We start from the raw sequence: 22,445 nt of genomic DNA on the forward strand, positions 1-22,445 counted from the left end.
GATGACCGAGGCCGCGACCCTCCCAGATCCGTTCGAGGAGGTCGCACCTCCCCGGGGGCGCTCGGGTGCGGCCGCGTGGACGACCTGGCTCCTGCGCCGGCTCGGCCTCGCGGTCCTCACCCTGTGGCTCGTGTCGGTCCTCGTGTTCGTGGCGACGACCGCCCTCGGTGACCCGGTGCGCGCCATCCTCGGCCGTGACTACAACTCCAACCCCGGCCGCGTCGCCCAGCTCGAGGCGCAGCTCAACAGCAACGACAGCCTGGTCTCCCAGTACTTCAGCTGGCTCGGCGGTCTCCTCACCGGGGACCCGGGCACCTCCCTGGCCAACCAGCAGCCCGTGTGGGGGCAGATCTCGGGCAGCGTGGTCAACACGCTCGTGCTGATGCTGCTGGCCGCGGTGGTGATGATCCCTCTGGCGTTCGGGATCGCGATGATCTCCGCGCACTACCGGCGGCGCCGGCCCGACACGGTCATCCAGACCGTGCTCCTCGCGCTCGCCGGCGTACCCGAGTTCGTCACCGGCATCCTGCTGGTCGCGCTCTTCTCGACCTCGGTCTTCCACATCTTCCCCGCAGTCACCATCGACTCGCCGGGCGGGCATCCCTGGGACGTCCCGAAGGGCATGGTGCTCCCGGTCGCGACGCTCGTGCTCGCGGTGACGCCGTACGTCTCGCGGATCGTGCGCGCCACGCTGCTCGACGTGCTGGACAGCGACTACGTCGAGCTGGCCCGGCTCAAGGGCATCCCGGAGCCGGTCGTCATGCGCAAGCACGCGCTGCTCAACGCGATCGTGCCGGGCATCCAGGTCATCGCGCTGCAGCTGGCCTGGCTGGCCGGCGGCGTGGTCCTGGTCGAGACGCTCTTCGCCTACCCCGGCGTCGGTCGCCAGCTCGTCGACTCCGTCCGCAACCACGACGTGCCGATGGTGCAGGCGCTGAGCATGATCATCGCCGCCGTCTACATCGTGGTGAACCTGGTCGCGGACGTCCTCTCCATCCTGCTGACCCCCCGAGCGAGGACGGCGATCTCGTCATGAGCGACACCAGGAGCCACACCTCCCCGCCGTCGTTCTTCCGGCGCGCGCTCCGGCAGAAGCGGTTCTCGGTCGGGCTGACGGTGACCCTGCTGGTGGTCCTCTTCGCGATCTTCGCGCCCTTCTTCGCGCCGCACGGCGAGAACGAGACGACGGGCCCGCCCTACGCCAAGGTGGGCGTGCTCGGGACCGACTACCTCGGCCAGGACGTGCTGAGCCGGGTCATGTACGGCGGCCAGGAGATCCTCGTGGTCTCGACGTTGGCCACCGTGCTCGGCATGGTGCTCGGCATCCTCATCGGCGTGGTCGCGGCCTACAGCGGCGGCTGGTGGGACGAGGTGATCATGCGGCTCAACGACGTGCTGCTGGCCTTCCCGCAGATCCTCCTCGCGCTGGTCGTGCTGACGGCGCTGCAGAACCCCTCCACCTGGGTGATCGTGGTGCTCGTCGGCACGTCGCACGCCCCGCGCGTCGCGCGGCTCGCGCGAGGGGTGGCGCTCGGCATCGTGTCCCGCGACTTCGTGGTCGCCGCCGAGGCGCTCGGCGAGAAGCGCTCGCGGGTCATCCTCGCCGAGGTGCTGCCGAACATGACCGGCCCGCTGCTGGCCGAGGCGGGCCTGCGCCTCACCTACTCGATCGGCCTGGTCGCCGCCCTCGGCTTCCTCGGCTTCGCGGCCGACCCGGGCGCGGCCAACTGGGGGCAGATGATGAACGAGAACCGTCTCGGTCTCGCCACCCAGCCGTGGTCGGTCCTGGCTCCCGTGGTGATGATCGCGATCTTCACGATCGGCACCAACCTGATGGCGGACGGACTCGCCCAGGCGGCCGAGAAGGGCGACGACTGATGGCCACGACCCAGGCGACACCTCCGGGCCCGGCCTCGGGCGGCGGTCTCGTCGTCGAGGACCTCGGCGTGACGCTGACCGGGCGACCCGCCGACGTCGTCGACGACATCGACCTGGTCCTGCACCCGGGCGAGGTCGTCGGCCTCGTCGGCGAGTCGGGCTCGGGCAAGACCACGGTCGGTACGTCGCTCCTCGGCTACTCGCGCGCCGGTGCCCTGATCTCGTCGGGCAAGGTCCTGCTCGAGGGCAGGGACGTCCTCCAGCTCCCGTGGAAGGAGGTCCGCCAGCTGCGCGGCGAGGAGATCGCGTACGTGCCGCAGGACCCCGCCTCGGCGTTGAACCCGAGCATCCGGATCGGCAAGCAGCTCGTCGAGCTGCTCGAGCTGCGCGGCATCGGGACCGCCGAGTCCCGGCGCCAGGGGGCGCGCGACGGGCTCGCCGAGGTCGGGCTGCCGAACGACGACGAGTTCCTGAACCGGTACGCCCACCAGCTCTCCGGCGGCCAGGTGCAGCGGGTCGCCCTGGCGATGGCGTTCCTGCCGAAGCCGAAGGTGCTGGTGCTGGACGAGCCGACGACCGGCCTCGACGTCACCACCCAGAAGATGGTGCTCGACACGATGGCCGAGCTCTGCCGCGCCTACGGCGTCAGCGCCCTCTACGTGACCCACGACCTCGCGGTGGTCGCGAACATCGCCGACCGGGTCGCGGTGATGTACGCCGGCCAGATCGTCGAGCTGGGTCCCCGGGACGCGATCTTCGCCAAGCCCATGCACCCCTACACCCGGGCGCTGCTGGACTCGATCCCCCACCTCAGCCAGGCCCGCGCCCTCACGGGCATCCCGGGCCGGACCCCCGCCCCCGGGGCGCGTCCGGGCGGCTGCCGCTTCAACGACCGCTGCTCGTTCGCGGTCGACGCGTGCCGGGCGGAGGTCCCGCAGCTGCGCACGCTCGAGGCGGGCCACGAGGTGCGCTGCCTGCGGACCGACGAGATCGGGCTCTGGGACATCAACCTCGGCAACGTCCCGGACGCCGATCCCGACCGGGCAAGGGACGTGATCCTCTCCGTCGAGGGGCTCGACGTCTTCTACGGCCGCAAGCAGGTGGTCCACGACGTGACCTTCGACCTCGCGAAGGGCGAGGTCGTGGCCCTGGTCGGCGAGTCCGGCAGCGGCAAGACGACGATCTCCCGCTGCGTCGGCGGGCTGCACCGGGACTGGAAGGGCACCATCGCCTTCGAGGGCCGCGAGCTCGCGGCGAGTGCCCGCAAGCGCAGCGCCGAGGACCGGCGACGGGTCCAGTACATCTTCCAGAACCCCTACCTCTCGCTGAACCCGCGGCTCACCATCGAGCAGATCATCCGGCGCCCGATGGAGCTGTTCGGTCTCGCCAAGGGCAAGCAGGCGACCGACCGCGTGCTCGAGCTGATGGAGCAGGTGGCCCTCGGCCCGGGGATGCTGCACTACCAGGCGAGCCGGCTCTCGGGCGGCGAGCGGCAGCGCGTCGCGATCGCTCGCGCGCTGGCCGCGGAGCCTGACGTGATGATCTGCGACGAGATCACCTCGGCCCTCGACGTGTCGGTGCAGGGCTCGATCGTCTCCCTCCTCGAGGGCCTCCGGAAGGAGCGCGGCATCAGCATGCTCTTCGTGACGCACAACCTCGCGCTGGTCCGCTCCATCGCGGCGCGGGTGGAGATCCTCCAGGCCGGCCGCGTGGTCGAGGAGGGGTCCGTCGTCACGGTGATGGAGACCCCGCAACGGGACTACACCCGCAACCTGCTGGCCAACAGCCCGCGGATCGACTGACAGCGCCGACCGGCGCCTCGATCGACGAAGGAGACACCCCCGTGAACCGCAAGGTCATGATCACCTGCGCGCTGACCGGAGCCGGCGACACCGTCGGCCGCTCCGAGCACGTGCCGGTGACGCCCGAGCAGATCGCCGAGTCCGGCATCGCGGCTGCCCGCGCCGGCGCGACGATCATCCACATCCACGTCCGCGACCCCGAGACCGGCGTGGGCTCGCGCGACGTGTCGCTCTACCGCGAGGTCGTCGAGCGGGTCCGCGCCTCGGACGTCGACGTCATCATCAACACCACCGCCGGCATGGGCGGCGACCTGGTGCTCGATCCGCACGACCCCACGACGTTCCTCGAGGGCACCGACCTGGTCAGCGGCGTCGACCGGCTCCCCCACGTCGAGGAGCTGCTGCCCGACATCTGCACGCTCGACTGCGGCAGCCTCAACTTCGGCGAGGGCAGCCTCGTCTACGTCTCGACCCCCGACATGCTCCGCGAGGGCGCCAAGAAGATCCAGGAGCTCGGCGTCCGCTGCGAGATGGAGATCTTCGACACCGGACACCTGTGGTTCGCCAAGACGCTCGTCGAGGAGGGCCTCATCGACGAGCCGGCTATGTACCAGCTCTGCATGGGCATCCCGTACGGCGCGCCGGCTGACCCGCTCACCCTGGCCGCGATGGTCAACCAGCTGCCGGAGGACGCCGTGTGGGCGTCGTTCGCCCTCGGCCCCATGCAGATGCCGTGGGTGGCGCAGTCGGTCCTGCTCGGCGGTCACGTGCGGGTCGGGCTGGAGGACAACCTCTACCTGGCCAAGGGCGTCAAGGCGACCAACGCGCAGCTCGTCGAGCGTGCGCGCACGATCGTCGAGTCGATGGGCGCCTCGGTCGCCACCCCGGACGAGGGGCGCGAGATCCTCGCGCTCGAGAAGCGATGACGCGCCCGGCACCGGAGGAGGTGCGCACCGTCGTCTGCTGCGGTGCGGGCGTCATCGGCGGCGGCTGGGTCGCCTACTTCCTGGCCCGCGGCTACCGGGTCGTCGCCTGGGACCCGGCGCCGGACGCCGAGCAGCGGCTGCGACACCTGGTGGATGCCGCCTGGCCGGCGCTCACCGAGCTGGGCCTCGCCGAGGGCGCGAGCATCGACAACCTCAGCTACGAGCCCGACCTGGCCACCGCCTGCGCGCAGGCGGACTTCGTCCAGGAGAGCGCACCGGAGGACCTGGAGCTCAAGCGCACCCTGCTCGCCGACATCGACGCGGCCACGCCCGAGGGCGTCGTGATCTCGTCGTCCACCTCCGGCTACGGGATGAGCGAGATGCAGGACAAGTGCGTCCATCCCGACCGCACCGTCGTCGGCCATCCGTTCAACCCGCCGTACCTGATCCCGCTCGTCGAGGTCGTCGGCGGGACGAGCACGTCGCCCGACGCCGTCCGGTGGACCGCGGACTTCTTCACGCTGGCCGGCAAGTCGGTCATCACGATGGAGCGGGAGGTGCCGGGCTTCGTCGCCAACCGGCTCCAGGAGGCGCTCTGGCGCGAGGCGTTGCACATGGTCGAGGCCGGCGAGGCGACGGTCGAGGAGATCGACCTGTCGATCACCGACGGGCCGGGCCTGCGCTGGGCGCTCCAGGGGCCGATGCTCACCTTCCACCTCGCCGGCGGCCAGGGCGGCATGGCGCACATGCTCGACCACTTCGGTCCCTCGCTGCTCTCGCCGTGGACCCGGCTGGCGGCCCCGGAGCTCACCCCCGAGCTGCGGGACGCCGTCGTCGAGGGGTGCGAGCGCGAGGCCGACGGCCGCAGCATCGACGACCTGGTCGCCGAGCGGGACCGGGGCGTGATCGCGATCCTGCGGGCCCTCGGCCGGGCATGAGCACCGAACCGGTCGTCTGGAGGGAGCCGGTCCGCGACGAGTGGATCGACTACAACGGCCACCTGTCGGAGGCCTACTACGTGCTGGTGCTGGGGCACGCGACCGATGCCGTGATGGACGCGGTCGGCCTCGGGCCGGCGTACCGCGAGGCGAACGACGCGTCGCTCTACACGCTCGAGGCGCACGTCCGCTACCTCGACGAGGTGGCGGCCGGCAGCGACCTCGAGGTGCGCTCGTCGGTGATCGGGGCGAGCGGCAAGCTGCTCTGGATCTGGCACGAGCTCTACGCCGAGGGCCGGTTGCGAGCCACCGAGGAGGTGCTCGGCGTGCACGTCGTGGGCCGCGCCTCCGCGCCCTTCCCCGACGACGTGGCCGACCGGGTCCGCGCCGCGTGCGTCGACCCCCCGGAGGAGGCGAGCGGCCGGATCCGGCCGCTCGCGAAGGCTTAGGCGAGCAGCTCGACCCGGTTGCCGTGGGCGTCACGGACGTGGCACCGCTCGAAGCCCGGGAAGGTCTGCCGCTCGGTCCAGTCGACTCCGAAGCCGAGCGCGGCCAGCCGCTCGGCGCACTCGGCCAGGTCGTCGACGACCAGGGCCGGGTGCGCCTTGCGGGCAGGTGCGAAGGGCTCCTCGACGCCGACGTGCACCTCCGCCGTACCGGCCCGGAACCAGGCGCCGCCGCGACCGGCGAGCGACGTCGGCTTGGCGACCTCGGTCATGCCGACGCCCTCGACCCAGAAGCGCCGGGCGTCGTCCTCGCCGCCGGGCGGGCACGAGACCTGGACGTGGTGGAGCCTCATTCCGGCGCCTGCCCGACCACGAAGATCCGGCGGAAGGGCAGCACCACGCCGTGCTCGCGCTCCGGGTACGCCGCGGCCAGCCGGCGCTTGTACTCCGCCTCGAAGTCGGCGCGGAGGTCGTCGGGCAGTGCCTGCAGGGTCGGCCGCGCGCCGGTGCCGGAGACCCAGGTGAAGACCGGGTCGGGACCGGTGAGGACGTGGAGGTAGGTCGTCTCCCACGCGTCGACCGCGCAGCCGAGACCGGCCAGCGCGTCGAGGTAGACCGCCGGGTCGTGGCTGCCGGGCACCGCGACGCCGGACAGGTGCGCGGCGTACGGCTCCTGCGCCGCGAGCTCGGTGCGGATGGTGTGGCTCGGCTCGTCGAAGTTGCCGGGCACCTGGAAGGCCAGCCAGCCGCCCGGAGCGACGGCCTGGACCAGTCGTGGGAGGAGCTCGAGGTGGCCGGGGACCCACTGCAGGGTGGCGTTGGAGACGAGCACGTCGACGCTCCCGGGAGCGGGACGCCACTCCCGTAGGTCGGCGACCTGGAAGCGGATGCCGGCCAGCTCGCGGGCCTTGCCGATCATCTCGGGACTGGAGTCGAGGCCGAGGACGTCGGCGCCCGGCCAGCGCGCGGCGAGCAGGGTCGTCAGGTTGCCGGGGCCGCAGCCGAGGTCGACGACGGTGCTCGGGGCGTCGGCGCGGACCCGCGCGAGCAGGTCGACGAAGGGACGGCCGCGCTCGTCGGCGTACGTCAGGTAGCGGTCGGGGTCCCAGGTGTGGGCGGCGTACGGCATGCGTCCTCCTAGATATCTTGACGTCGAGATACTTTGCTCCGGCTTTGTCTTGATGTCAAGATTCTCGACGAATCGGATAGGCTCCTCCCCATGCGGGACGAGGTGGACGAGCTGGTCGAGGCGTGGGCGCGCGAGCGCTCCGACCTCGATCTTGCCCCCGTCGAGGTCTTCAGCCGGATCGGCCGGCTGGCCCGGCACCTCGACCTCGCTCGCCGCGTCGCCTTCACCGAGGCGTCGGTGGAGTCCTGGGAGTTCGACGTTCTCGCCGCGCTGCGCCGGGCAGGTGCGCCGTACGAGCTCTCGCCGGGGCGGCTGCTCCGCGAGACGCTGGTGACCAGCGGCACCATGACCAACCGCGTCGACCGGCTCGCCGCCCGCGGGCTCGTCGAGCGGCTGCCCGACCCGCACGACCGTCGGGGCGTGCTGGTCCGGCTCACCCCCGAGGGGCGTGCGTGCGTCGACCACGCCTTCGAGAGGCTGCTCGAGGCCGAGCAGACCTTCCTCGCCGCGCTCCCGGAGAAGGACCGCGGCCGGCTGGCCGGGCTGCTGCGGACGCTGCTCGCGCCGTTCGCGGGCTGAGGTCCGGACTACTCCAGCGCCTCGGCGGCCTCGAGCCACTCGAGCTCCAGCTCGCCCTTCTCGGTCGCGAGCGCGTCGAGCCGGGCGCTGATCTCGGCGAGCCGCTCGTAGTCCTGGGCGTGCTCGAGCACCTCGGCGTTGAGCGCCGCCTCCTGCTCGGCGATCCGCTCGAGCTGGCGGTCGATGCGCGCGATCACCTTCCGCGCCGCCCGCTCCTCCGCGCTCCCGGCCTTCGCCCGAGGGGTCTCGGCGGCCGCGGGCCGAGCAGCCTCGGCGGCCTGGGCCTGCTCGAGCAGGTGCAGGGCCTCGGCGCGGCGCTCGAGGTACTCGTCCACGCCGCGGGGCAGCATCGAGATCCGGCCGTCGCCGAGCAACGCCCAGACCGAGTCGGTGACCCGCTCGAGGAAGTAGCGGTCGTGGGAGACCACGATCAGCGTGCCGGGCCAGCCGTCGAGGAAGTCCTCGACGACGTTGAGGGTGTCGATGTCGAGGTCGTTGGTCGGCTCGTCGAGGAGCAGCACGTTGGGCTCGCTGAGCAGCAGCCGGAGCAGCTGGAAGCGGCGGCGCTCGCCGCCGGACAGGTCGCCGATCCGGGCGGTGAGCCGGTCGCCGGTGAAGCCGAAGCGCTCGAGCATCGAGGTCGCCGTGATCTCGCCGTCGGCGGTGCGGGTGACCCGGCGGATCGACTCGACGGTCGGCAGCACCCGGCCCTCGGGGTCGAGGTCGTCGAGCTGCTGGGTGAGGTGCTCCATCGCCACGGTGCGGCCGAGCTTGACCTTGCCGACCCGGGGCGCGAGCTCGCCGGCGAGCATCGAGAGCACCGAGGTCTTGCCGGCGCCGTTGACGCCGACGATGCCGATCCGGTCGCCCGGCCCGATCCGCCAGGTGGCGTGCGAGAGCAGCTGCCGCTCGCCCCGGAAGAGGTCGACGTCCTCGACGTCGATGACGTCCTTGCCGAGCCGCTGGGTGGCGAAGCGCTGGAGCTCCATCCGGTCGCGCGGCGGTGGCACGTCCTCGATGAGGGCGTTGGCCGCGTCGATCCGGAACTTCGGCTTCGAGGTCCGCGCCGGCGGGCCGCGGCGCAGCCAGGCGAGCTCCTTGCGGACCAGGTTCTGGCGCCGGATCTCCGACGCGGCGGCCTGCCGCTGTCGCTCCGCCTTGGCGAGCACGAACGCGGCGTACCCGCCCTCGTAGGCGTCGACGGCCCCGTCGTGGACCTCCCACGTCCACTGGCAGACGGCGTCGAGGAACCAGCGGTCGTGGGTGACGACGACCAGCGCCGACGGCCGCGCGGCGAGGTGCTGGGCGAGCCAGGCGACGGCCTCGACGTCGAGGTGGTTGGTCGGCTCGTCGAGGACGACGAGGTCGTGGTCGCCGAGCAGCAGCGCGGCCAGCGAGCAGCGCCGCCGCTCGCCACCGGAGAGACCCAGGACGGCGCGGTCGAGGTCGACGCCGGCGAGCAGCACGTCGACGATCTCGCGGGTGCGCGGGTCCGCGGCCCACTCGTGGTCGGACCGGCCGGCGAGCACGGCCTCGCGGACGCTGTGGGTGTCCTCGAGCTCGTCGCCCTGGTGCAGGTAGCCGATCAGCAGCCCGCGCTGGCGCGAGACCCGCCCGGTGTCCGGCTCCTCGATGCCGGTCATCACCTCGAGCAACGTGGTCTTCCCGTCGCCGTTGCGGCCGACGATGCCGACCCGCTCGCCGGCAGAGATGCCGAGCGAGACGTCGCTGAGCAGCGGGCGGATGCCGTAGGACTTCGAGACGCGCTCGAGGTTGAGGAGGTTCGCCATGGTCAGCCGTAGGTCACCGTGTGCGCGCCCGCGACGGCGCCGCCGGCGACCAGGACGACGTCGTACTGCTCCTGGAGGCCCCCCGCGACCGCGCGGGCTGCGTCGGGGTCCTCGCAGAGGAAGACGCAGGTCGGACCGGAGCCGGAGACCATCCCGCGCAGCGCGCCCTCCGACTCCCCCGCCTCGATCAGCCGGCCGAGGTCCGGGCGCAGGTCGAGCGCGGCCTCCTGGAGGTCGTTGTGCAGGGTCGCGGCCAGCGCGTGCGGGACGCCGGCGTCGAGGGCGTCGAGCAGCGCCTCCGGCACCGGGGGTACGGCGGGCGCGTCCGGGCGGAGCCGGTCGAAGTGCCGGTAGACCTCCGGCGTGGACAGCCCGGTCGGCGACGGGACCAGCACCCACCACCAGCTGCCGTGGTCGGCGACCCGCTCGACCAGCTCGCCGCGGCCCGTCCCGAGCGCGGAGCCGCCGATCAGCGCGAACGGCACGTCGCTGCCCAGCCGGGCGGCCAGCTCCAGCAGGTCGTCGTCGGTGGTGCCGGCGTCCCAGAGCCGGTCGAGGGCGACCAGCGCCGCGGCGGCGTCGGCCGAGCCGCCGGCCATCCCGCCGGCGACCGGGATCGACTTGTCCACGTGGGCGGTGCCGCGCACCTCCAGCCCGTGGTGGGCGGCGAGCAGGGCCGCGGCCCGGTCGACGATGTTGTCGCCGCCGAGCGGCACCTGGCCGCGGTCCATCCAGTCGCTGACCGCGACGTCGACCGACCAGCCGTCGGCGTCGACGACGGTGAGGTCGTCGTAGAGGCCGACGGCCTGGTAGACCGTGGCCAGCGGGTGGAAGCCGTCCTCGCGGGGCGCGCCGACGCCGAGGTGGAGGTTGATCTTGGCCGGCGCCCGCACCGTCAGGGTCATGCGGGGAGCCTCTCGGCGATCCGGACGAAGTCGTCGACGGTGAGCGTCTCGCCTCGAGCGAGCGGGTCGATGCCGGCGCCCGCGAGCGCGGCGTCGACGGCCTCGGACGGCGCGAGCACCCGCAGCACGCCGCGCAGGGCCTTGCGGCGCTGGGCGAAGGCCGCGTCGACCACCGCGAAGACCTGCTCCCGCGTGGCGGTGGTCGTCGGCGGCTCGCGACGCGTCCAGGCGACCAGGCCGGAGTCGACGTTGGGCGCCGGCCAGAAGACGTTGCGCCCGATGGCGCCCGCGCGCCGGACGTCGGCGTACCAGGCGGCCTTGACCGACGGGACGCCGTAGACCTTCGAGCCCGGCTGGGCCGCGAGCCGGTCGGCGACCTCGGCCTGCACCATCACCAGGCCGCGCTCGAGCGACGGCAGGAGCTGGAGCAGGTGCAGCAGCACCGGCACCGAGACGTTGTAGGGCAGGTTGGCGACCAGCGCCGTCGGCTCCGGGCCGGGCAGCTCCTGGACGCGCATCGCGTCGGCGAGCACGACCTCGAAGCGGTCGGCCTGGTCGGGGGCGTACGTCGCGATCGTCTCCGGCAGCAGCCCGACCAGCTTGTCGTCGACCTCGATCGCGACCACCCGGCCGGCGACCTCGAGCAGCGCCAGGGTCAGCGAGCCGAGGCCCGGTCCGACCTCGACCACGACGTCGTCCGCGCCGACCCCGGACTCGCGCACGATCCGGCGCACGGTGTTGGCGTCGATGACGAAGTTCTGGCCGCGCTGCTTGGTCGGCCGGAGGTCGAGACGGGCCGCCAGCGAACGCACGTCCGCCGGCCCCAGAAGTCGGGGACCGGCGGACGTGGACATGCCGTGAAGGTTATCGGTCAGCGCGGCAGACCCAGTGAGGCGGCACAGGCCGGCCAGGCGCCGTACCCGCCCGAGGCGTTGCGGACCTTGGTCGCGATCGCGATCTGGGTCTCGCGGCTGTTGTTGCTCGGCAGGCCGGAGCCGCCGTACGCCTGCCAGGTGCCGAGGCTGAACTGGAGGCCGCCGTAGTAGCCGTTGCCGGTGTTGGTGGCCCAGTTGCCGCCGGACTCGCACCGCGCGAGCTGGTCCCAGACGGTGCTGCCGCTGGCGAAGTTGGTCGCGGCGGGCTTCGCCTTGGTGCCGACCTTGACGATCTCGTCGACCGGGGCCGTGAGGACGTCCTGGTGGAGCACCTTGCGCACGGCGACCTGGCCGTTGCGGTAGACGATCCGGTAGGTCACGTCGCGCGTGCCGGTCTTTCCGTCGCGGACCACCGAGGTCTCGCCCTCGTACATGGAGGAGTCGTCCTGCTCGACGGTGCTGTAGTCCATGACCTCGCCGTCGACGCGCTTCTTGACGATGCGGACGTCGGTGAAGACGAGCTTGTCGCCGTCGGAGAGCACGTGGCCGGGAGCCGGCCGGGTCTCGTCGTGCTTGCCGACGTCGACGCCGAGCTCGTCGAGGGCGTCCTCGACGGTGAGCGCGGTGACCGTGCGCTTGACCGGCTTGTGGGCGCCGATCGTGACGGTGAGGGTCTTGGGGGTGACCACGTCGAGGGTCATGCCCCCGCGGTCGATGGTGCCGCCGCGGCTGGTCGACAGGTCGGCGCCGTTGTAGCGCAGGCCGATCTCGTCGAGCGCGCGGGAGACGGTCGTCGCGGTGACCCAGTAGGTCTTCTCCTGGCCGTCGACGTTGAGCTCGAGGGGCCGGGCGAACCGGACGGAGATCTTGGAGCCGTCGGTGATCGACTCGTCGGGCGAGGGCAGGACGATGTCCTTGCTGCCCACGTCGATGCCCTCGGAGGCGAGGACGTCGCCGACGGTGTCGCCGAAGACGGTGACGTTCTCGGACTTGCCGTCGAGGGTGAGGGTCACCGACTTGCTGAGGGTGCTGTAGCCCCACGTGGTGCCGGCGACCGCGAGGACGATCACGGCGGCGAGGGTGCCCATGAGGGCCTTGCTCTTGGCTGCCCGGCTCAGCAGGCCGCGGGCCCGGCTGGTCAGGGGTGAGTGCTCATCGCTGGGCACGATTCTCCGAACGTCGTACTCCCCGGTCCTCGGGTGCCAGTGCGGTGACGCACGCCGTTCCGCTCGGGGCAGAGTGGGTGCGCCGGGTGCTGTCTGGTGGGGGCCCGATGGGCCACCGGCACTGGTCAGAATCGATCCCGATCCCGGCTGTCAGGTGTTCTAGAGCACCAGCCTTCCTGCTCGAATGCAAACCGAACCTGTCATATCTCTGTCCGGCGTGAGCAGGATCTCGACGGTAAAGACTTGCCTCATTCGCCACTTTCGTCCCACCTGTCGCTGGAGCCCCATGTCGACCACCGCAGGTGCCCCTTGTCGCCTCGAACGCCGCGGGCTTCGTGCTGCCCGAGGACCGCGACGCCGTGCTCGCCGAGGCGCGTGAGGTGGCTCCTTGGCTGCGGTCGGGGGTGACGCGCGGACGAGAGCTACCCCCAGGTGCCGCCGAAGGCGACCTCGGTGTTGGCGTCGACGGCGGCGCAGAGCTCGCCGAGGTCGTCGCCGCGGACCTCGGCCATCGCGCGCATCGTCAGTGGCACCAGGTAGGACGCATTGGTGCGGCCGCGGTGGGGCGTGGGGGTGAGGTACGGCGCGTCGGTCTCGACGAGGAGCCGGTCGCGCGGCGTGATCGCGAGGGCGTCGCGCAGGTAGCCGGCGTTCTTGAAGGTGACGGTGCCGGCGAAGGAGAGGTGGGCGCCCCGGTCGAGGCAGGCGCGCGCGAAGCCGGCGTCGCCGGAGAAGCAGTGCATCACCCAGCGCTCGGGCACGCCCTCGCTGTCGATCACCCGCAGCACGTCGTCGTGGGCGTCGCGGTCGTGGATGACCAGCGTCTTGTCGAGCCGCTTGGCCAGGTCGATGTGCCGGCGGAAGGACTCCTCCTGCACGGCCGCGCCGTCCGCGCCGGTGCGGAAGGTGTCGAGGCCGGTCTCCCCCACCGCGCGCACGTGCGGGCCGGACGCGGCGAGCGCCTCGATCTCGGCCATCGCCGCGTCGAGATCGGGCAACCGCGGCGCTTCGTTGGGGTGCAGCGCGACGCCGGCCACGATCGCGTCGTACGTCGCCGCGGCCTCGACCGCCCAGCGGGCGCCCGGCAGGTCGCAGCCGATCTGCACGATCCGGGTGACGCCGACGGCGGACGCCGCGGCCAGCGCCTCGCCGACCGGGAGAGCGGGCCCGTCGCCGCGGGCGATGTCGAGGTGGCAGTGGTTGTCGACGACCGGGTGGGGCAGCGGCTCCGGCGCGGGCGGACGGTCACTCATGCGACGGACCGGATCCGCGCGAGGATCGCGGCCGCGCACTCCTCGGCGGCCTGCGTCGGGATCCAGTGGGTGACGCCCTCCAGCACGATCAGCTCGTACGGCGCGTCGACCCACCGCTCGGTGCCGTCGACACCGACCCGGCCGATGGCGATGTCGCGGTCACTCCACAGCATCGTGGTCGGCACGGTGACCCGGTGGTCGGCCCCGCCGCCCGTCGATCCCTTGCGGCGGCGCTTGCCACCCGAGAGCGGCAGCGCGCGGTACCAGCCGAGCGCGTGCGGCAGCGCGCCGTACTCCACGATCTCGCGGCGGAAGCGGGCGACCTCGTCGGCGGTCATCCCGGCCTTCCGCATGCTCTGGTCGAAGCGGCCACCCGGCTTGCGGGCCGTGAGCTCCGGGACCAGTGGGACGGTGAAGAAGGCCATGTAGCGCGACCGGCGACGCTGGCTCTTGGTCTTCATCGCGCGGGCGAAGGCGGCGGGGTGCGGCACCGAGACCGCTGTCCACGTGGTGATCAGGACGGGTCGGCGCAGCACGGTCGCCCAGCCGACGGCCGCACCCCAGTCGTGGCCGACGAGGTGCACAGGCCCGCCGATCCGCTCGATCAGCGCGACCACGTCGCGGACCAGCAGCGACACCTGGTAGTCGCGGCGCCGGCGCGGCCGCGCGCCCGGCGAGTAGCCGCGCTGGTCGAGCGCGAAGGTCCGCAGCCCGGCCTCGTGCAGGATCGGCGCGACCAGCCGCCAGGTGGTGTTGCGCTCGGGGAAGCCGTGCAGCAGGACGACCGGGGTGCCGTCGGCGGGGCCCTCGTCGAGGACGTCGAAGGTCAGGCCGGCGTGCTCGACGGTGGTGATCCGGTCGGTGCTCGCGTAGGTCATGCCATCCCACCTGCCCCGTGCACGAGGTTGTAGACCTCCCGTTTCGGTACGCCGGCGCGCTGGGCCACCTCGGCGATCGCGTCCTTGCGGCGGACGCCGTCCGCCTCGAGCGCCGCGACCGCGGCCTTGAGGCTCTCCGGGTCCGCGGCGATCTCCGCCGAGGGATCGGCGCCGGCGACCACGATGGTCACCTCACCGCGCACGCCCTCGGCCGCCCAGGCGACCAGCTCGCCGAGCGGGCCGCGGCGTACCTCCTCGTGGGTCTTGGTCAGCTCGCGGCAGACGGCGGCGGGCCGGTCGTCACCGAGCGCCTCGGCCATCGCGGCGAGTGCGGCCTCGGTGCGGTGCGGTGCCTCGAAGAAGACCATGGTCCGCTCCTCGGCGGCCAGCGCCGCGAGCCGGCGGGACCGCTCCCCCGCCTTGCGGGGCAGGAAGCCCTCGAAGCAGAAGCGGTCGACCGGCAGCCCGCTGACCGCGAGGGCGGTGAGCACCGCCGAGGGGCCGGGCACAGCGGTGACGGGTACGTCGTGCGCGACGGCGGCGGCGACGAGGCGGTAGCCGGGGTCGGACACGCTCGGCATCCCGGCGTCGGTCACCAGCAGCACCCGCTCGCCGGCGAGCAGCGCCTCGAGGAGCTGCGGGGTGCGGCCGGACTCGTTGCCCTCGAAGTAGGAGATCACCCGCCCGGTGACGGTCACCCCGAGGTCGGTGGTGAGCCTCTTGAGCCTCCGCGTGTCCTCGGCGGCCACCACGTCGGCGGTCGCCAGCTCCTCGGCGAGGCGGGGCGGGGCGTCCGCGACCCGACCGATCGGCGTCGCCGCGAGCACGAGAACGCCGGGGTCACTGGGCTGCACGGCCTAGAGTCTTCCACCGTGACGACCGAGGCGCCCCCCGAGTCCCCCCGGGCTCCCGAGGAGCGGATCGGCCTCTCCCGCAACGCAGCCGGCCGCGCGGTCCCCTCCGCGTGGGCGCGGACGCGGTCCCGGATCGCCTCGGAGGACCCTGCGATCGGCTGGGCCGCGAGCATCGGCGTCGCCCTGCTCGCGCTCTTCCTGCGGCTCTGGCACCTCGGCCAGCCGCACGAGTTCGAGTTCGACGAGACCTACTACGCCAAGGACGCGTGGTCGCTGATCAACAACGGCTACGTCCGCAGCTACGTCGACAACGCCAACGAGCACATCCTCGACGGGAAGATCAGCGGCCAGTGGAAGGACGAGCCGTCGATGATCGTCCACCCCGAGGTGGGCAAGTGGCTGATCGGGCTGGGCGAGAAGGCCTTCGGCATGGACCCCTTCGGCTGGCGGGTCTCGGCCGCGGTCGCCGGCGCGCTCATGGTGCTGGTGATGTGCCGGCTGGCCCGGCGGCTGACGGGCTCGACCGTCCTCGGCGTCGTCGCCGGCCTGCTGCTCACCGTCGACGGCCTCCACTTCGTGCTCTCGCGCCTCGGCCTGCTCGACATCTTCGTGGCGCTCTTCATCCTCTGCGGCGTGCACTGCGTGGTCGCCGACCGCGACTGGTACCGCCGGAAGATGGCGCGGCTCCAACCCGAGCAGGTCACCAACGACCGCTCGTGGGGCCCGGTGCGCGGGCTCTTCTTCCGCCCGTGGCTGCTGCTGGCCGGTATCTCGTGGGGTCTCGCCTGCGGCTCGAAGTGGGAGGCGGTCTACCCGCTGGCCGCGTTCGGGCTGATGGTGTGGCTGTGGTCGGCGGGTGCGCGGCGCTCGTTCGGCGTCCGCTGGTCGGTGCCGAAGTCCGCCCTCGCCGACGGCGTACCGGCCTTCCTGCACCTCGTCGTGGTCGCCCTCGTCGTCTACGTCGCGAGCTGGACCGGCTGGCTCGTGCACGCGAACCAGTACGAGGAGCACCTGTCCTCCACGCAGTACACGCGCTTCGTCGCCGAGGGGAAGACCTGCGACGACCCGGAGGTCCTCAACGACAACCGCTGGCCGACCGCGACCGAGCCGGACGCCAGCGGCCTCGGCGAGGTGTGGCAGTCGCTGCGCTCGCTCTGGTACTACCACCACGACGTCTACGAGTTCCACACCCACTTCCTCAACTGCAGCACCCACACCTATGCCTCCAACCCCGCCGGCTGGCTGGTGCTCAACCGGCCCGTCGGCGTCGCCGCCGACACCGACATCCAGCCGGGCACGCGGGGCTGCGAGGCTCCGACCGGCAGCACCTGCCTGCGCCAGGTGCTGCTGCTGGGCAACCCGACGATCTGGTGGGGCGGTTGCCTGGCACTGGTCTTCGGCCTGGTGATGTGGATCGGCGCCCGGGACTGGCGCTACGGCCTGTGTCTCGTGGGCGCGGTCTCGACCTGGTTGCCGTGGCTGCAGTACGACGACCGGCCGATCTTCTCCTTCTACGCGATCATCACGCTGCCCTTCATCGTGCTCGCGCTGACGCTCGCGATCGGCACGATGATCGGGCCGTCGTCACAACCCAGCCGCAGACGGACGATCGGGGTGGTCGTGTCCGGCGCCTTCGTGGTGCTGGCGGTGCTGAACTTCGCCTGGTTCTGGCCGATCTACACCAACCAGCTGCTCACCCACGGCGAGTGGCTGGACCGGATCTGGTTCACGCGCTGGGTGTGAGCGCGGCCCGCTCGACGGCGGCGCCACTGGTTCGTCGTGGGATCTGCTGGTTCACCAAGGGATGAAGGTGAACCTGCGCCTCCCACGGTGAGTTCCGTCCGGGGAGCGTCGGTTGAGGACGATCCCTTGGTGAACCGCCACCCACCACGACGAGCCCGCACTTCCACGACGAACTAGCTCAACCCTCGACGGCCCCGCGCACCCACGCCCACATCGCCGTCCGCTCGGCCTCACCGGTGCGCGTACGCCGGAGCAGGTGGGCCGGCCGGGGCCGCCGGTCGTGCCAGAGCCGGCCGCCGGCGGGCGTCGGCTCCGTCGCCGCGAGCCAGACCGTCGTGTCCGCGCCCTCGTCGGCGTCGCGGAGCAGCGGCCCTGTGATCCGCCGGAAGGTCGGCAGCGACTCCGAGACCCCGGGGGTGTCGGCCCAGCCCGGATGGGTCGCGTGGACGGTCACGCCGTGCGCGGCCCAGCGCGACTGGAGCTCAGGGAGCAGCTCGACCTGCGCGCGCTTGCTCCGGGCGTACGCCGTGGTCGGCGAGTAGTCGCCGTCGAGGTACTCCGGGTCGTCCGCACGCAGCCGCTGGGCGTACATGCCGCCCGAGGTCACCAGCACCACCCGCGCGTCGTCCAGCCGGCCGGCCCCGGCGAGCAGGTCGGTGAGCAGCACCGGCGTCAGCACGTGCAGCGCCATCGTCAGCTCGTGCCCCTGGGGCGACTCGGTGCGCTCCGGCGGCATCGCGCCGGCGTTGTGCACGAGGACGTCGACCGATCCGTCGACCTCGGCGGCCAGCGCGCGCACGTCGTCGAGGTCGGCGAGGTCGCAGCGCCGGAGCTCCAGCCGCGCGAGCGGGAGGCGGCCCTGGACCTCACGCACCACCCGGGCGCCCTTCTCCAGGTCGCGGACGACCAGCACGACCTCGGCGCCGAGCGCGGCGAGGCCCTCGGCCGTGGCGATGCCCAGGCCGCTGCTCGCGCCGGTGACCACGGCGCGGCGTCCGTCGAGCGCGCCGGGCTCCGGATCGGCGGGCCACCCCGGCAGGCGCCGGCGTACGGCGAGGCCGAGCCGGGTGTAGCCGGGAGCGACCGTGCGGTCGAGGGCGGTGTCGACCACCGTGTCGAAGGTCGTCGCGAGGTTCGCCATGTCGGCGACGGTAGCCAGTCGGGCGTGGAACGATGCGTGCGTGCCGTCGTGGGTCCCCGGGTGGGACGACTTCCCCGAGCCGCTCCTGGACTTCTGGACCGAGCGGCACCTCTGCACGCTCACCACCCTGCGCGCCGACGGGATGCCGCACGTCGTGCCGGTCGGCTGCGCGCTGGACCTGGAGCAGCGCTGCGCGTGGGTGATCACCAACGGCACCTCCCGCAAGGCCCGCAACGCCGGGGCGTCGGCGCCGGTGGCGGTCTGCGCGGTCGACGGGGGCCGCTGGTCGACGCTCGAGGGCCGGGTGACGGTGCTGCGCGACGAGGCGTCGGTGGCCCGGGCGGTCGAGCGCTACGCGAGCCGCTACCGCCAGCCGAAGCCCAACCCCGAGCGGGTGGCGCTGCGCATCGAGGTCGACCGCTTCCTGCACGGCCCCGCTTTGGCGACCCGCTGACCTCCCTGTCACGCTTGCCCCATGCCGACCGACGACCACGAGCTCTCGGACCTCCACCGGGAGATCCTCGAGTTCGAGCGGGACTGGGTCGCCTACGCCGGCACCAAGGACGAGGTCGTGCGTGACCGCTTCGACCTGAGCCCGACCGACTACCACCGGCTGCTCAACCGGATCATCGACATCCCGGGCGCCGAGGACCACGAGCCGCGCGTCGTACGCCGGCTCCGACGACGCCGGGCCGCGCGCCACGAGGAGCGCACGGCCCGACGCGCCGGTGGCGCCGCCTGACTCCCGACCCGGTCAGCCCACCGTGAGCGGCACGACGGCCACGGGGTTGGTGAACTCGTCGAGCCGCACGCTGACCTGCGCCGTCCAGTCACCGTCGCGCGGAATCGTGACCGTCGCGCGATAGTGACCGGCGCCGATCCGCTCCAGGTCGGCGTCGCCGAGCGTGAGGTCGTCGTCGCGGACCTCCAGCGTGGGCGTGCGGTAGGGCGTGAGCGCCGTCCCGTCCGGATCGACCAGGGTGAGATCGAGGTCGTACGACCGACCGCCGGCCGGGTGCACCGCGACCTCGGCGGTCCCGGACGCGCCGAGATCCGCGGACCCACCCGATGTCTCGCCGGCGGCCGCGGCGGGCGGCTGCGGCAGGGAGGGCCAGGCCAGCCCGGCGGCGACGACGAGCGCCAGGGCGGGCACACCCGCCCACGCGGCGCGACGCCCCCGACCGCGGACCAGGCCGACGACGAGGTAGGCGAGGAGCACGAGCAGCGCCGGCCAGCTGAGGAGGCCGTTGAGCCAGGCGACCCAGTCGGTCAGGCCGCCGAGGACGCGGCCGTCGTGGGCGAGCTGCTGGAGCGGGCCGAGGAGCACCGCGCCGACGAAGCCGAGGCACCAGGCGAGGTCCGACCAGGCGGCCGGCCGACCCAGCGCGGTCAGCAGCACGACACCGAGGAGGCCGGCGAGGGCCAGACCGGCGGCGATCCCGCGGGCCACCAGGACGCTGGTCGGCGCGGCGGTCACGGTCGCGCCCGCCGCGGTGACGTCCTTGGTGGACGTGCCGATCGAGAAGTCCAACGCACCGCCGACGATGTGCCCGTCGGCCGAGATCACCTTCCACGCGACCACGACCGTGCCGGTGCCGGGATCACCGCTCGGCGTCACGACCACCCGGTTGTCCTGGGCGACCGCGTCGACGGCCCAGTCGCCGCCGTCGGCGGTGAAGCCGTGCACGAAGTCGGTGTCCAGGCGGACCGGTTCGTTGAAGGTGAGCACCACCTGGTCGGGCGCCTTCTCCAGCACCGCTCCCTGGGCGGGGTCGGTCTTCAGTAGGCTGGCGTGGGCCGAGGCCGGCGCCCCGGTCGCGAGGACCAGGACGCCGGCGACGACGAAGCCGAGCAGGAGGCGGAGCGGCCTCACGCGCCCGTGCGGGTGCGCACCAGTGCGGCGCCACCGAGGACCAGCCCGAGCAGACCGGCGACCAGACCGGCGATGGCCAGGCCGTTGCCGGAGTCGTCGGCGTCGGAGTCGGCGGCAGCCGTCGTGCCGCCGGTCGACGCGGACTCCGCCGACCCGGAGCCGTCCGCCGCGGTCACCTCGAAGGACGGCGCCGGGTGCTCGAGGTCGTCCTCGGACTGCCCGGCGGCGGGGACCTCGGTCCACGCCGTCTGGCCCTGCTCGCAGGTCTGGATCGCGGGGAACACCAGGGTCTTGCCGGCGTCGTCCTCGGGGATCTGCAGGGAGAGCTCGAAGGCGTCGCGCTGACCGTCGGGCAGCGGGGTCTTGGCCGTGTAGACGACCTGGCTGGTCCGCTCGGTGATCTGGTCCCCGTCCTCCGCGGTGATCGGCTTGTCCAGCTTGGTGGTGACCTTCTCGACGTCGTAGAAGGGGTTGCGGGTCGGGGTGACCTCGATGATGTCCTCGGGCACCTTGACGGCCACCTTGGTCGTCGGCGACCCGTCGCAGCCGTGCGGGACGCTGACGGTGAGGATCGTGTAGGCGCCGGCGGCCGTCGTTGACGGGGTGACCGTGACGTGCGCCGAGGCCGGGCCGGCGAGGGCCAGGCCGATCACCGCGACAGCGGCGGGGACGACGGCGAGTCGGGCGTGGGTACGGCTGAGCTTCATGGGATGTCTCCTGATCAGGAAGGGTGGGTGGGAGGGGCGCCGGTCAGACCGTGTCGAACCACGACGCCAGGGCGGGGACGCGGCGCAGCACCAGCTGGTCGAGCAGCAGCACGACCACCAGCGACAGGCCGAAGAGCGGCAGGAAGACGCCGAGCGCGACCAGGCCGACCAGCAGCACGGGGGTCGCCTTCAGCGGCATCCGGCCGCGCGGCGCGCCGAGGCGCTGACCGCCCTTCGGCCGACGCCGCCACCACATGAGCGGCCCGGTGATGCAGGCGCCGATGACCGCGACGCACATGAGCGCCGAGCCCCAGAAGGACCACAGCCCGAGGCTGCGTCCCTCGTGCAGACCGATGCCCTGCGAGACGACCTTGGCGAGCAGCGGGTAGTCGTCGAACCCGTACGTCGACACCACCTCGCCGCCGTACCGGTCGATGTGCACCGTCTTCTCGTCCGAGGGCGCGTCGAAGGCGTAGCCGATCACCGAGTAGACGCCGCTGGTGTCGTCGACCGCCGGCAGGGCGACGGTGAAGGGATGGCGCAGTCCCTGCTCGTCGGCCACGGCGACCGCGGTGTCGACGTTGGCGACGCTGCGCTCGCCGTCCGTCGGCCGGCTCGACGACGGGACCGGCGAGTCCTGCTGCGCCCACGGGATGTCCTGCTGGTGGCTGTGCGGCAGCGACTCGTCGAGTGTCGACGTCGGGTTGCTCAGCGCGCCCGGGTCCGTGCTCCACATCGAGGAGCCGTGACCGGTGGCGTACTCCTGGACCTTCGCGCCCCAGAAACCGGTCCACGGCAGGCCGGTGACCAGCAGGGCGATCAGGCCGACCCCGGCGACGGCGCCGATCAGACCGTGCCGCCAGCGCAGGATCGAGCCCGGCCGGCCTGCCCTTCTCGCTCGGCGGCGGGCGCGCCAGCCGCGGACGAAGAGGTAGTAGCCGGTCAGCGCCATCACCAGCGCCCAGCAGGCGCCGATCTCCATGACCCGGTCACCCCAGGTGCCGGCCATCAGGTCCGCGTGGATGCGGATCGCGGTGCCGGACAGGGTCGTGTCCGGGTTCAACGACCCGAGCACCTCGGGCCCGTACGGGCTGACGTAGACGTCCCGGCTCGCGCCGGTCGACGTCGTGATGGACACGATGGTCGGGCTGTGGTCGTTCTTCGGCTCCGTCAGCGACACCGGCGTCGAGCCCGGGTAGGCCTGGTCGACGACGGCGAGCTGCTGGACGTAGGGCTGGGCCACCGCCCCGCTGGGCGGGTCGACCTTCATCAGGTCGGCGTGCATGAGGGGCTCGAGCTGGAAGCGGAACAGGTAGATGAGGCCGGTGGTGGCCAGCACCAGCAGCACGGGGGCGACCAGGAAGCTGGCGAAGAAGTGCCAGCGCCACACGGCGCGGAACCAGCCGGAGCCGGTCGGCCGTGGTCGCCCCGGCGGCGCCGCGGGCGCAGGGGTCAGTACGTCGGTCATGTCTCTCCTCGAGAGCAGGAATGAGGGCGTGCGGGAACGCACGGGGTACGGCTCCTCGTCCGGCGCCGTCGCGAGCGAGTTGTCGCGCCGATCT

At 72.7% G+C, this 22,445-nt stretch carries 23 protein-coding genes; 10 read left to right on the plus strand and 13 right to left on the minus strand.

Annotated features, from left to right (window positions below; all coding sequences use genetic code 11):
• The first annotated feature begins 1 nt into the window (after position 1).
• Genes K8U61_RS06190 through K8U61_RS06215 form a run of 6 tightly spaced genes read left to right on the plus strand, consistent with a single transcriptional unit; the run spans position 2 to position 5,993 of the window.
• Positions 2-1,036 (plus strand): ABC transporter permease, encoded by a 1,035-nt coding sequence (locus K8U61_RS06190; RefSeq protein WP_224122121.1) that lies wholly within the window; start codon positions 2-4, stop codon positions 1,034-1,036.
• The gene (locus K8U61_RS06195) at positions 1,033-1,878 is read left to right on the plus strand and encodes an ABC transporter permease (protein WP_224122122.1); all 846 of its coding nucleotides are present in this window, start codon (positions 1,033-1,035) and stop codon (positions 1,876-1,878) included. Before K8U61_RS06190 ends, K8U61_RS06195 begins: the two co-directional genes overlap by 4 nt.
• Entirely contained in the window at positions 1,878-3,680 is a 1,803-nt protein-coding gene (locus tag K8U61_RS06200) for an ABC transporter ATP-binding protein (RefSeq protein WP_224122123.1), read from the plus strand. The genes K8U61_RS06195 and K8U61_RS06200 overlap by 1 nt, the downstream gene beginning before the upstream one ends.
• A 41-nt stretch (positions 3,681-3,721) precedes the next feature.
• On the plus strand, positions 3,722-4,606 hold the full coding sequence (locus K8U61_RS06205) for a beta-keto acid cleavage family enzyme (RefSeq protein WP_224122124.1): 885 nt from the start codon (positions 3,722-3,724) through the stop codon (positions 4,604-4,606).
• Positions 4,603-5,544 (plus strand): 3-hydroxyacyl-CoA dehydrogenase NAD-binding domain-containing protein, encoded by a 942-nt coding sequence (locus tag K8U61_RS06210; RefSeq protein ID WP_224122125.1) that lies wholly within the window; start codon positions 4,603-4,605, stop codon positions 5,542-5,544. The genes K8U61_RS06205 and K8U61_RS06210 overlap by 4 nt, the downstream gene beginning before the upstream one ends.
• The gene (locus K8U61_RS06215) at positions 5,541-5,993 is read left to right on the plus strand and encodes a thioesterase family protein (RefSeq protein WP_224122126.1); all 453 of its coding nucleotides are present in this window, start codon (positions 5,541-5,543) and stop codon (positions 5,991-5,993) included. The genes K8U61_RS06210 and K8U61_RS06215 overlap by 4 nt, the downstream gene beginning before the upstream one ends.
• Here K8U61_RS06215 and K8U61_RS06220 read toward each other — a convergent pair.
• Entirely contained in the window at positions 5,990-6,343 is a 354-nt protein-coding gene (locus K8U61_RS06220) for a VOC family protein (protein WP_224122127.1), read from the minus strand. The two genes, K8U61_RS06215 and K8U61_RS06220, sit on opposite strands and share 4 nt — an antisense overlap.
• Positions 6,340-7,119: a trans-aconitate 2-methyltransferase gene (locus tag K8U61_RS06225; protein ID WP_224122128.1), complete on the minus strand. Its 780-nt coding sequence runs from the start codon at positions 7,117-7,119 to the stop codon at positions 6,340-6,342. Before K8U61_RS06225 ends, K8U61_RS06220 begins: the two co-directional genes overlap by 4 nt.
• A 90-nt stretch (positions 7,120-7,209) precedes the next feature.
• On the opposite strand from K8U61_RS06225, the gene K8U61_RS06230 reads away from it, so the two are divergent.
• The gene (locus K8U61_RS06230; RefSeq protein ID WP_224122129.1) at positions 7,210-7,698 is read left to right on the plus strand and encodes a MarR family winged helix-turn-helix transcriptional regulator; all 489 of its coding nucleotides are present in this window, start codon (positions 7,210-7,212) and stop codon (positions 7,696-7,698) included.
• A gap of 8 nt (positions 7,699-7,706) precedes the next feature.
• Here K8U61_RS06230 and K8U61_RS06235 read toward each other — a convergent pair whose 3' ends face one another.
• The 7 genes from K8U61_RS06235 to rsmI all read right to left on the minus strand — a co-directional run bounded on the left by K8U61_RS06235 (position 7,707) and on the right by rsmI (position 15,419).
• On the minus strand, positions 7,707-9,494 hold the full coding sequence (locus K8U61_RS06235; RefSeq protein ID WP_372454202.1) for an ABC-F family ATP-binding cassette domain-containing protein: 1,788 nt from the start codon (positions 9,492-9,494) through the stop codon (positions 7,707-7,709).
• Positions 9,491-10,393: a 4-(cytidine 5'-diphospho)-2-C-methyl-D-erythritol kinase gene (locus tag K8U61_RS06240; RefSeq protein WP_224122131.1), complete on the minus strand. Its 903-nt coding sequence runs from the start codon at positions 10,391-10,393 to the stop codon at positions 9,491-9,493. The genes K8U61_RS06235 and K8U61_RS06240 overlap by 4 nt, the downstream gene beginning before the upstream one ends.
• Positions 10,390-11,247, minus strand: a complete 858-nt coding sequence (rsmA, locus tag K8U61_RS06245) for a 16S rRNA (adenine(1518)-N(6)/adenine(1519)-N(6))-dimethyltransferase RsmA (RefSeq protein ID WP_224122132.1) — start codon at positions 11,245-11,247, stop codon at positions 10,390-10,392. The genes K8U61_RS06240 and rsmA overlap by 4 nt, the downstream gene beginning before the upstream one ends.
• A 17-nt stretch (positions 11,248-11,264) precedes the next feature.
• Positions 11,265-12,434: a resuscitation-promoting factor gene (locus tag K8U61_RS06255; protein WP_308043098.1), complete on the minus strand. Its 1,170-nt coding sequence runs from the start codon at positions 12,432-12,434 to the stop codon at positions 11,265-11,267.
• A 422-nt stretch (positions 12,435-12,856) separates the two neighbouring features.
• The gene (locus K8U61_RS06260) at positions 12,857-13,687 is read right to left on the minus strand and encodes a TatD family hydrolase (RefSeq protein WP_224122133.1); all 831 of its coding nucleotides are present in this window, start codon (positions 13,685-13,687) and stop codon (positions 12,857-12,859) included.
• On the minus strand, positions 13,684-14,565 hold the full coding sequence (locus K8U61_RS06265; protein ID WP_224122134.1) for an alpha/beta fold hydrolase: 882 nt from the start codon (positions 14,563-14,565) through the stop codon (positions 13,684-13,686). The genes K8U61_RS06260 and K8U61_RS06265 overlap by 4 nt, the downstream gene beginning before the upstream one ends.
• Positions 14,562-15,419: a 16S rRNA (cytidine(1402)-2'-O)-methyltransferase gene (gene rsmI / locus K8U61_RS06270; RefSeq protein ID WP_224122135.1), complete on the minus strand. Its 858-nt coding sequence runs from the start codon at positions 15,417-15,419 to the stop codon at positions 14,562-14,564. Before rsmI ends, K8U61_RS06265 begins: the two co-directional genes overlap by 4 nt.
• Positions 15,420-15,437: 18 nt before the next feature.
• Between rsmI and K8U61_RS06275 the strand changes: the two genes are divergently transcribed.
• Complete coding sequence (locus K8U61_RS06275; RefSeq protein ID WP_224122136.1) at positions 15,438-17,162, plus strand: dolichyl-phosphate-mannose--protein mannosyltransferase; 1,725 nt, start codon at positions 15,438-15,440, stop codon at positions 17,160-17,162.
• A 178-nt stretch (positions 17,163-17,340) separates the two neighbouring features.
• On the opposite strand, the gene K8U61_RS06280 is transcribed toward K8U61_RS06275, so the two are convergent.
• Positions 17,341-18,303, minus strand: a complete 963-nt coding sequence (locus K8U61_RS06280; protein WP_224122137.1) for an SDR family NAD(P)-dependent oxidoreductase — start codon at positions 18,301-18,303, stop codon at positions 17,341-17,343.
• A 40-nt stretch (positions 18,304-18,343) separates the two neighbouring features.
• Between K8U61_RS06280 and K8U61_RS06285 the strand changes: the two genes are divergently transcribed.
• Together K8U61_RS06285 and K8U61_RS06290 are read left to right on the plus strand one after the other, a co-directional pair.
• Complete coding sequence (locus K8U61_RS06285) at positions 18,344-18,757, plus strand: pyridoxamine 5'-phosphate oxidase family protein (protein ID WP_224122138.1); 414 nt, start codon at positions 18,344-18,346, stop codon at positions 18,755-18,757.
• A 21-nt stretch (positions 18,758-18,778) separates the two neighbouring features.
• The gene (locus K8U61_RS06290) at positions 18,779-19,045 is read left to right on the plus strand and encodes a DUF3263 domain-containing protein (RefSeq protein WP_224122139.1); all 267 of its coding nucleotides are present in this window, start codon (positions 18,779-18,781) and stop codon (positions 19,043-19,045) included.
• Positions 19,046-19,057: 12 nt separating this feature from the next.
• On the opposite strand, the gene K8U61_RS06295 is transcribed toward K8U61_RS06290, so the two are convergent.
• From K8U61_RS06295 to K8U61_RS06305, 3 genes are read right to left on the minus strand one after another with little or no spacing between them, the layout of a single operon-like run.
• Positions 19,058-20,176, minus strand: coding sequence for a copper resistance CopC family protein (locus K8U61_RS06295; protein WP_224122140.1), 1,119 nt, complete (start codon positions 20,174-20,176; stop codon positions 19,058-19,060).
• Complete coding sequence (locus tag K8U61_RS06300; RefSeq protein ID WP_224122141.1) at positions 20,173-20,883, minus strand: YcnI family copper-binding membrane protein; 711 nt, start codon at positions 20,881-20,883, stop codon at positions 20,173-20,175. The genes K8U61_RS06295 and K8U61_RS06300 overlap by 4 nt, the downstream gene beginning before the upstream one ends.
• Positions 20,884-20,926: 43 nt before the next feature.
• The gene (locus tag K8U61_RS06305) at positions 20,927-22,351 is read right to left on the minus strand and encodes a PepSY-associated TM helix domain-containing protein (protein ID WP_224122142.1); all 1,425 of its coding nucleotides are present in this window, start codon (positions 22,349-22,351) and stop codon (positions 20,927-20,929) included.
• Positions 22,352-22,445 lie beyond the last annotated feature (94 nt).

The sequence above is a fragment of the Nocardioides mangrovi genome (assembly GCF_020073815.1).
In the GTDB taxonomy this organism is placed as follows: domain Bacteria; phylum Actinomycetota; class Actinomycetes; order Propionibacteriales; family Nocardioidaceae; genus Nocardioides; species Nocardioides mangrovi.

Coding starts and splice junctions, on each gene's coding strand:
- K8U61_RS06200 (WP_224122123.1), top strand. CDS start 1,878: ATGGCCACGACCCAGGCGACACCTCCGGGCCCGGCCTCGGGCGGCGGT.
- K8U61_RS06195 (WP_224122122.1), top strand. CDS start 1,033: ATGAGCGACACCAGGAGCCACACCTCCCCGCCGTCGTTCTTCCGGCGC.
- K8U61_RS06210 (WP_224122125.1), top strand. CDS start 4,603: ATGACGCGCCCGGCACCGGAGGAGGTGCGCACCGTCGTCTGCTGCGGT.
- K8U61_RS06260 (WP_224122133.1), bottom strand. CDS start 13,687: ATGAGTGACCGTCCGCCCGCGCCGGAGCCGCTGCCCCACCCGGTCGTC.
- K8U61_RS06225 (WP_224122128.1), bottom strand. CDS start 7,119: ATGCCGTACGCCGCCCACACCTGGGACCCCGACCGCTACCTGACGTAC.
- K8U61_RS06240 (WP_224122131.1), bottom strand. CDS start 10,393: ATGACCCTGACGGTGCGGGCGCCGGCCAAGATCAACCTCCACCTCGGC.
- K8U61_RS06230 (WP_224122129.1), top strand. CDS start 7,210: ATGCGGGACGAGGTGGACGAGCTGGTCGAGGCGTGGGCGCGCGAGCGC.
- K8U61_RS06290 (WP_224122139.1), top strand. CDS start 18,779: ATGCCGACCGACGACCACGAGCTCTCGGACCTCCACCGGGAGATCCTC.
- K8U61_RS06190 (WP_224122121.1), top strand. CDS start 2: ATGACCGAGGCCGCGACCCTCCCAGATCCGTTCGAGGAGGTCGCACCT.
- K8U61_RS06220 (WP_224122127.1), bottom strand. CDS start 6,343: ATGAGGCTCCACCACGTCCAGGTCTCGTGCCCGCCCGGCGGCGAGGAC.
- K8U61_RS06300 (WP_224122141.1), bottom strand. CDS start 20,883: ATGAAGCTCAGCCGTACCCACGCCCGACTCGCCGTCGTCCCCGCCGCT.
- K8U61_RS06305 (WP_224122142.1), bottom strand. CDS start 22,351: ATGACCGACGTACTGACCCCTGCGCCCGCGGCGCCGCCGGGGCGACCA.
- K8U61_RS06215 (WP_224122126.1), top strand. CDS start 5,541: ATGAGCACCGAACCGGTCGTCTGGAGGGAGCCGGTCCGCGACGAGTGG.
- K8U61_RS06280 (WP_224122137.1), bottom strand. CDS start 18,303: ATGGCGAACCTCGCGACGACCTTCGACACGGTGGTCGACACCGCCCTC.
- K8U61_RS06265 (WP_224122134.1), bottom strand. CDS start 14,565: ATGACCTACGCGAGCACCGACCGGATCACCACCGTCGAGCACGCCGGC.
- rsmA (WP_224122132.1), bottom strand. CDS start 11,247: ATGTCCACGTCCGCCGGTCCCCGACTTCTGGGGCCGGCGGACGTGCGT.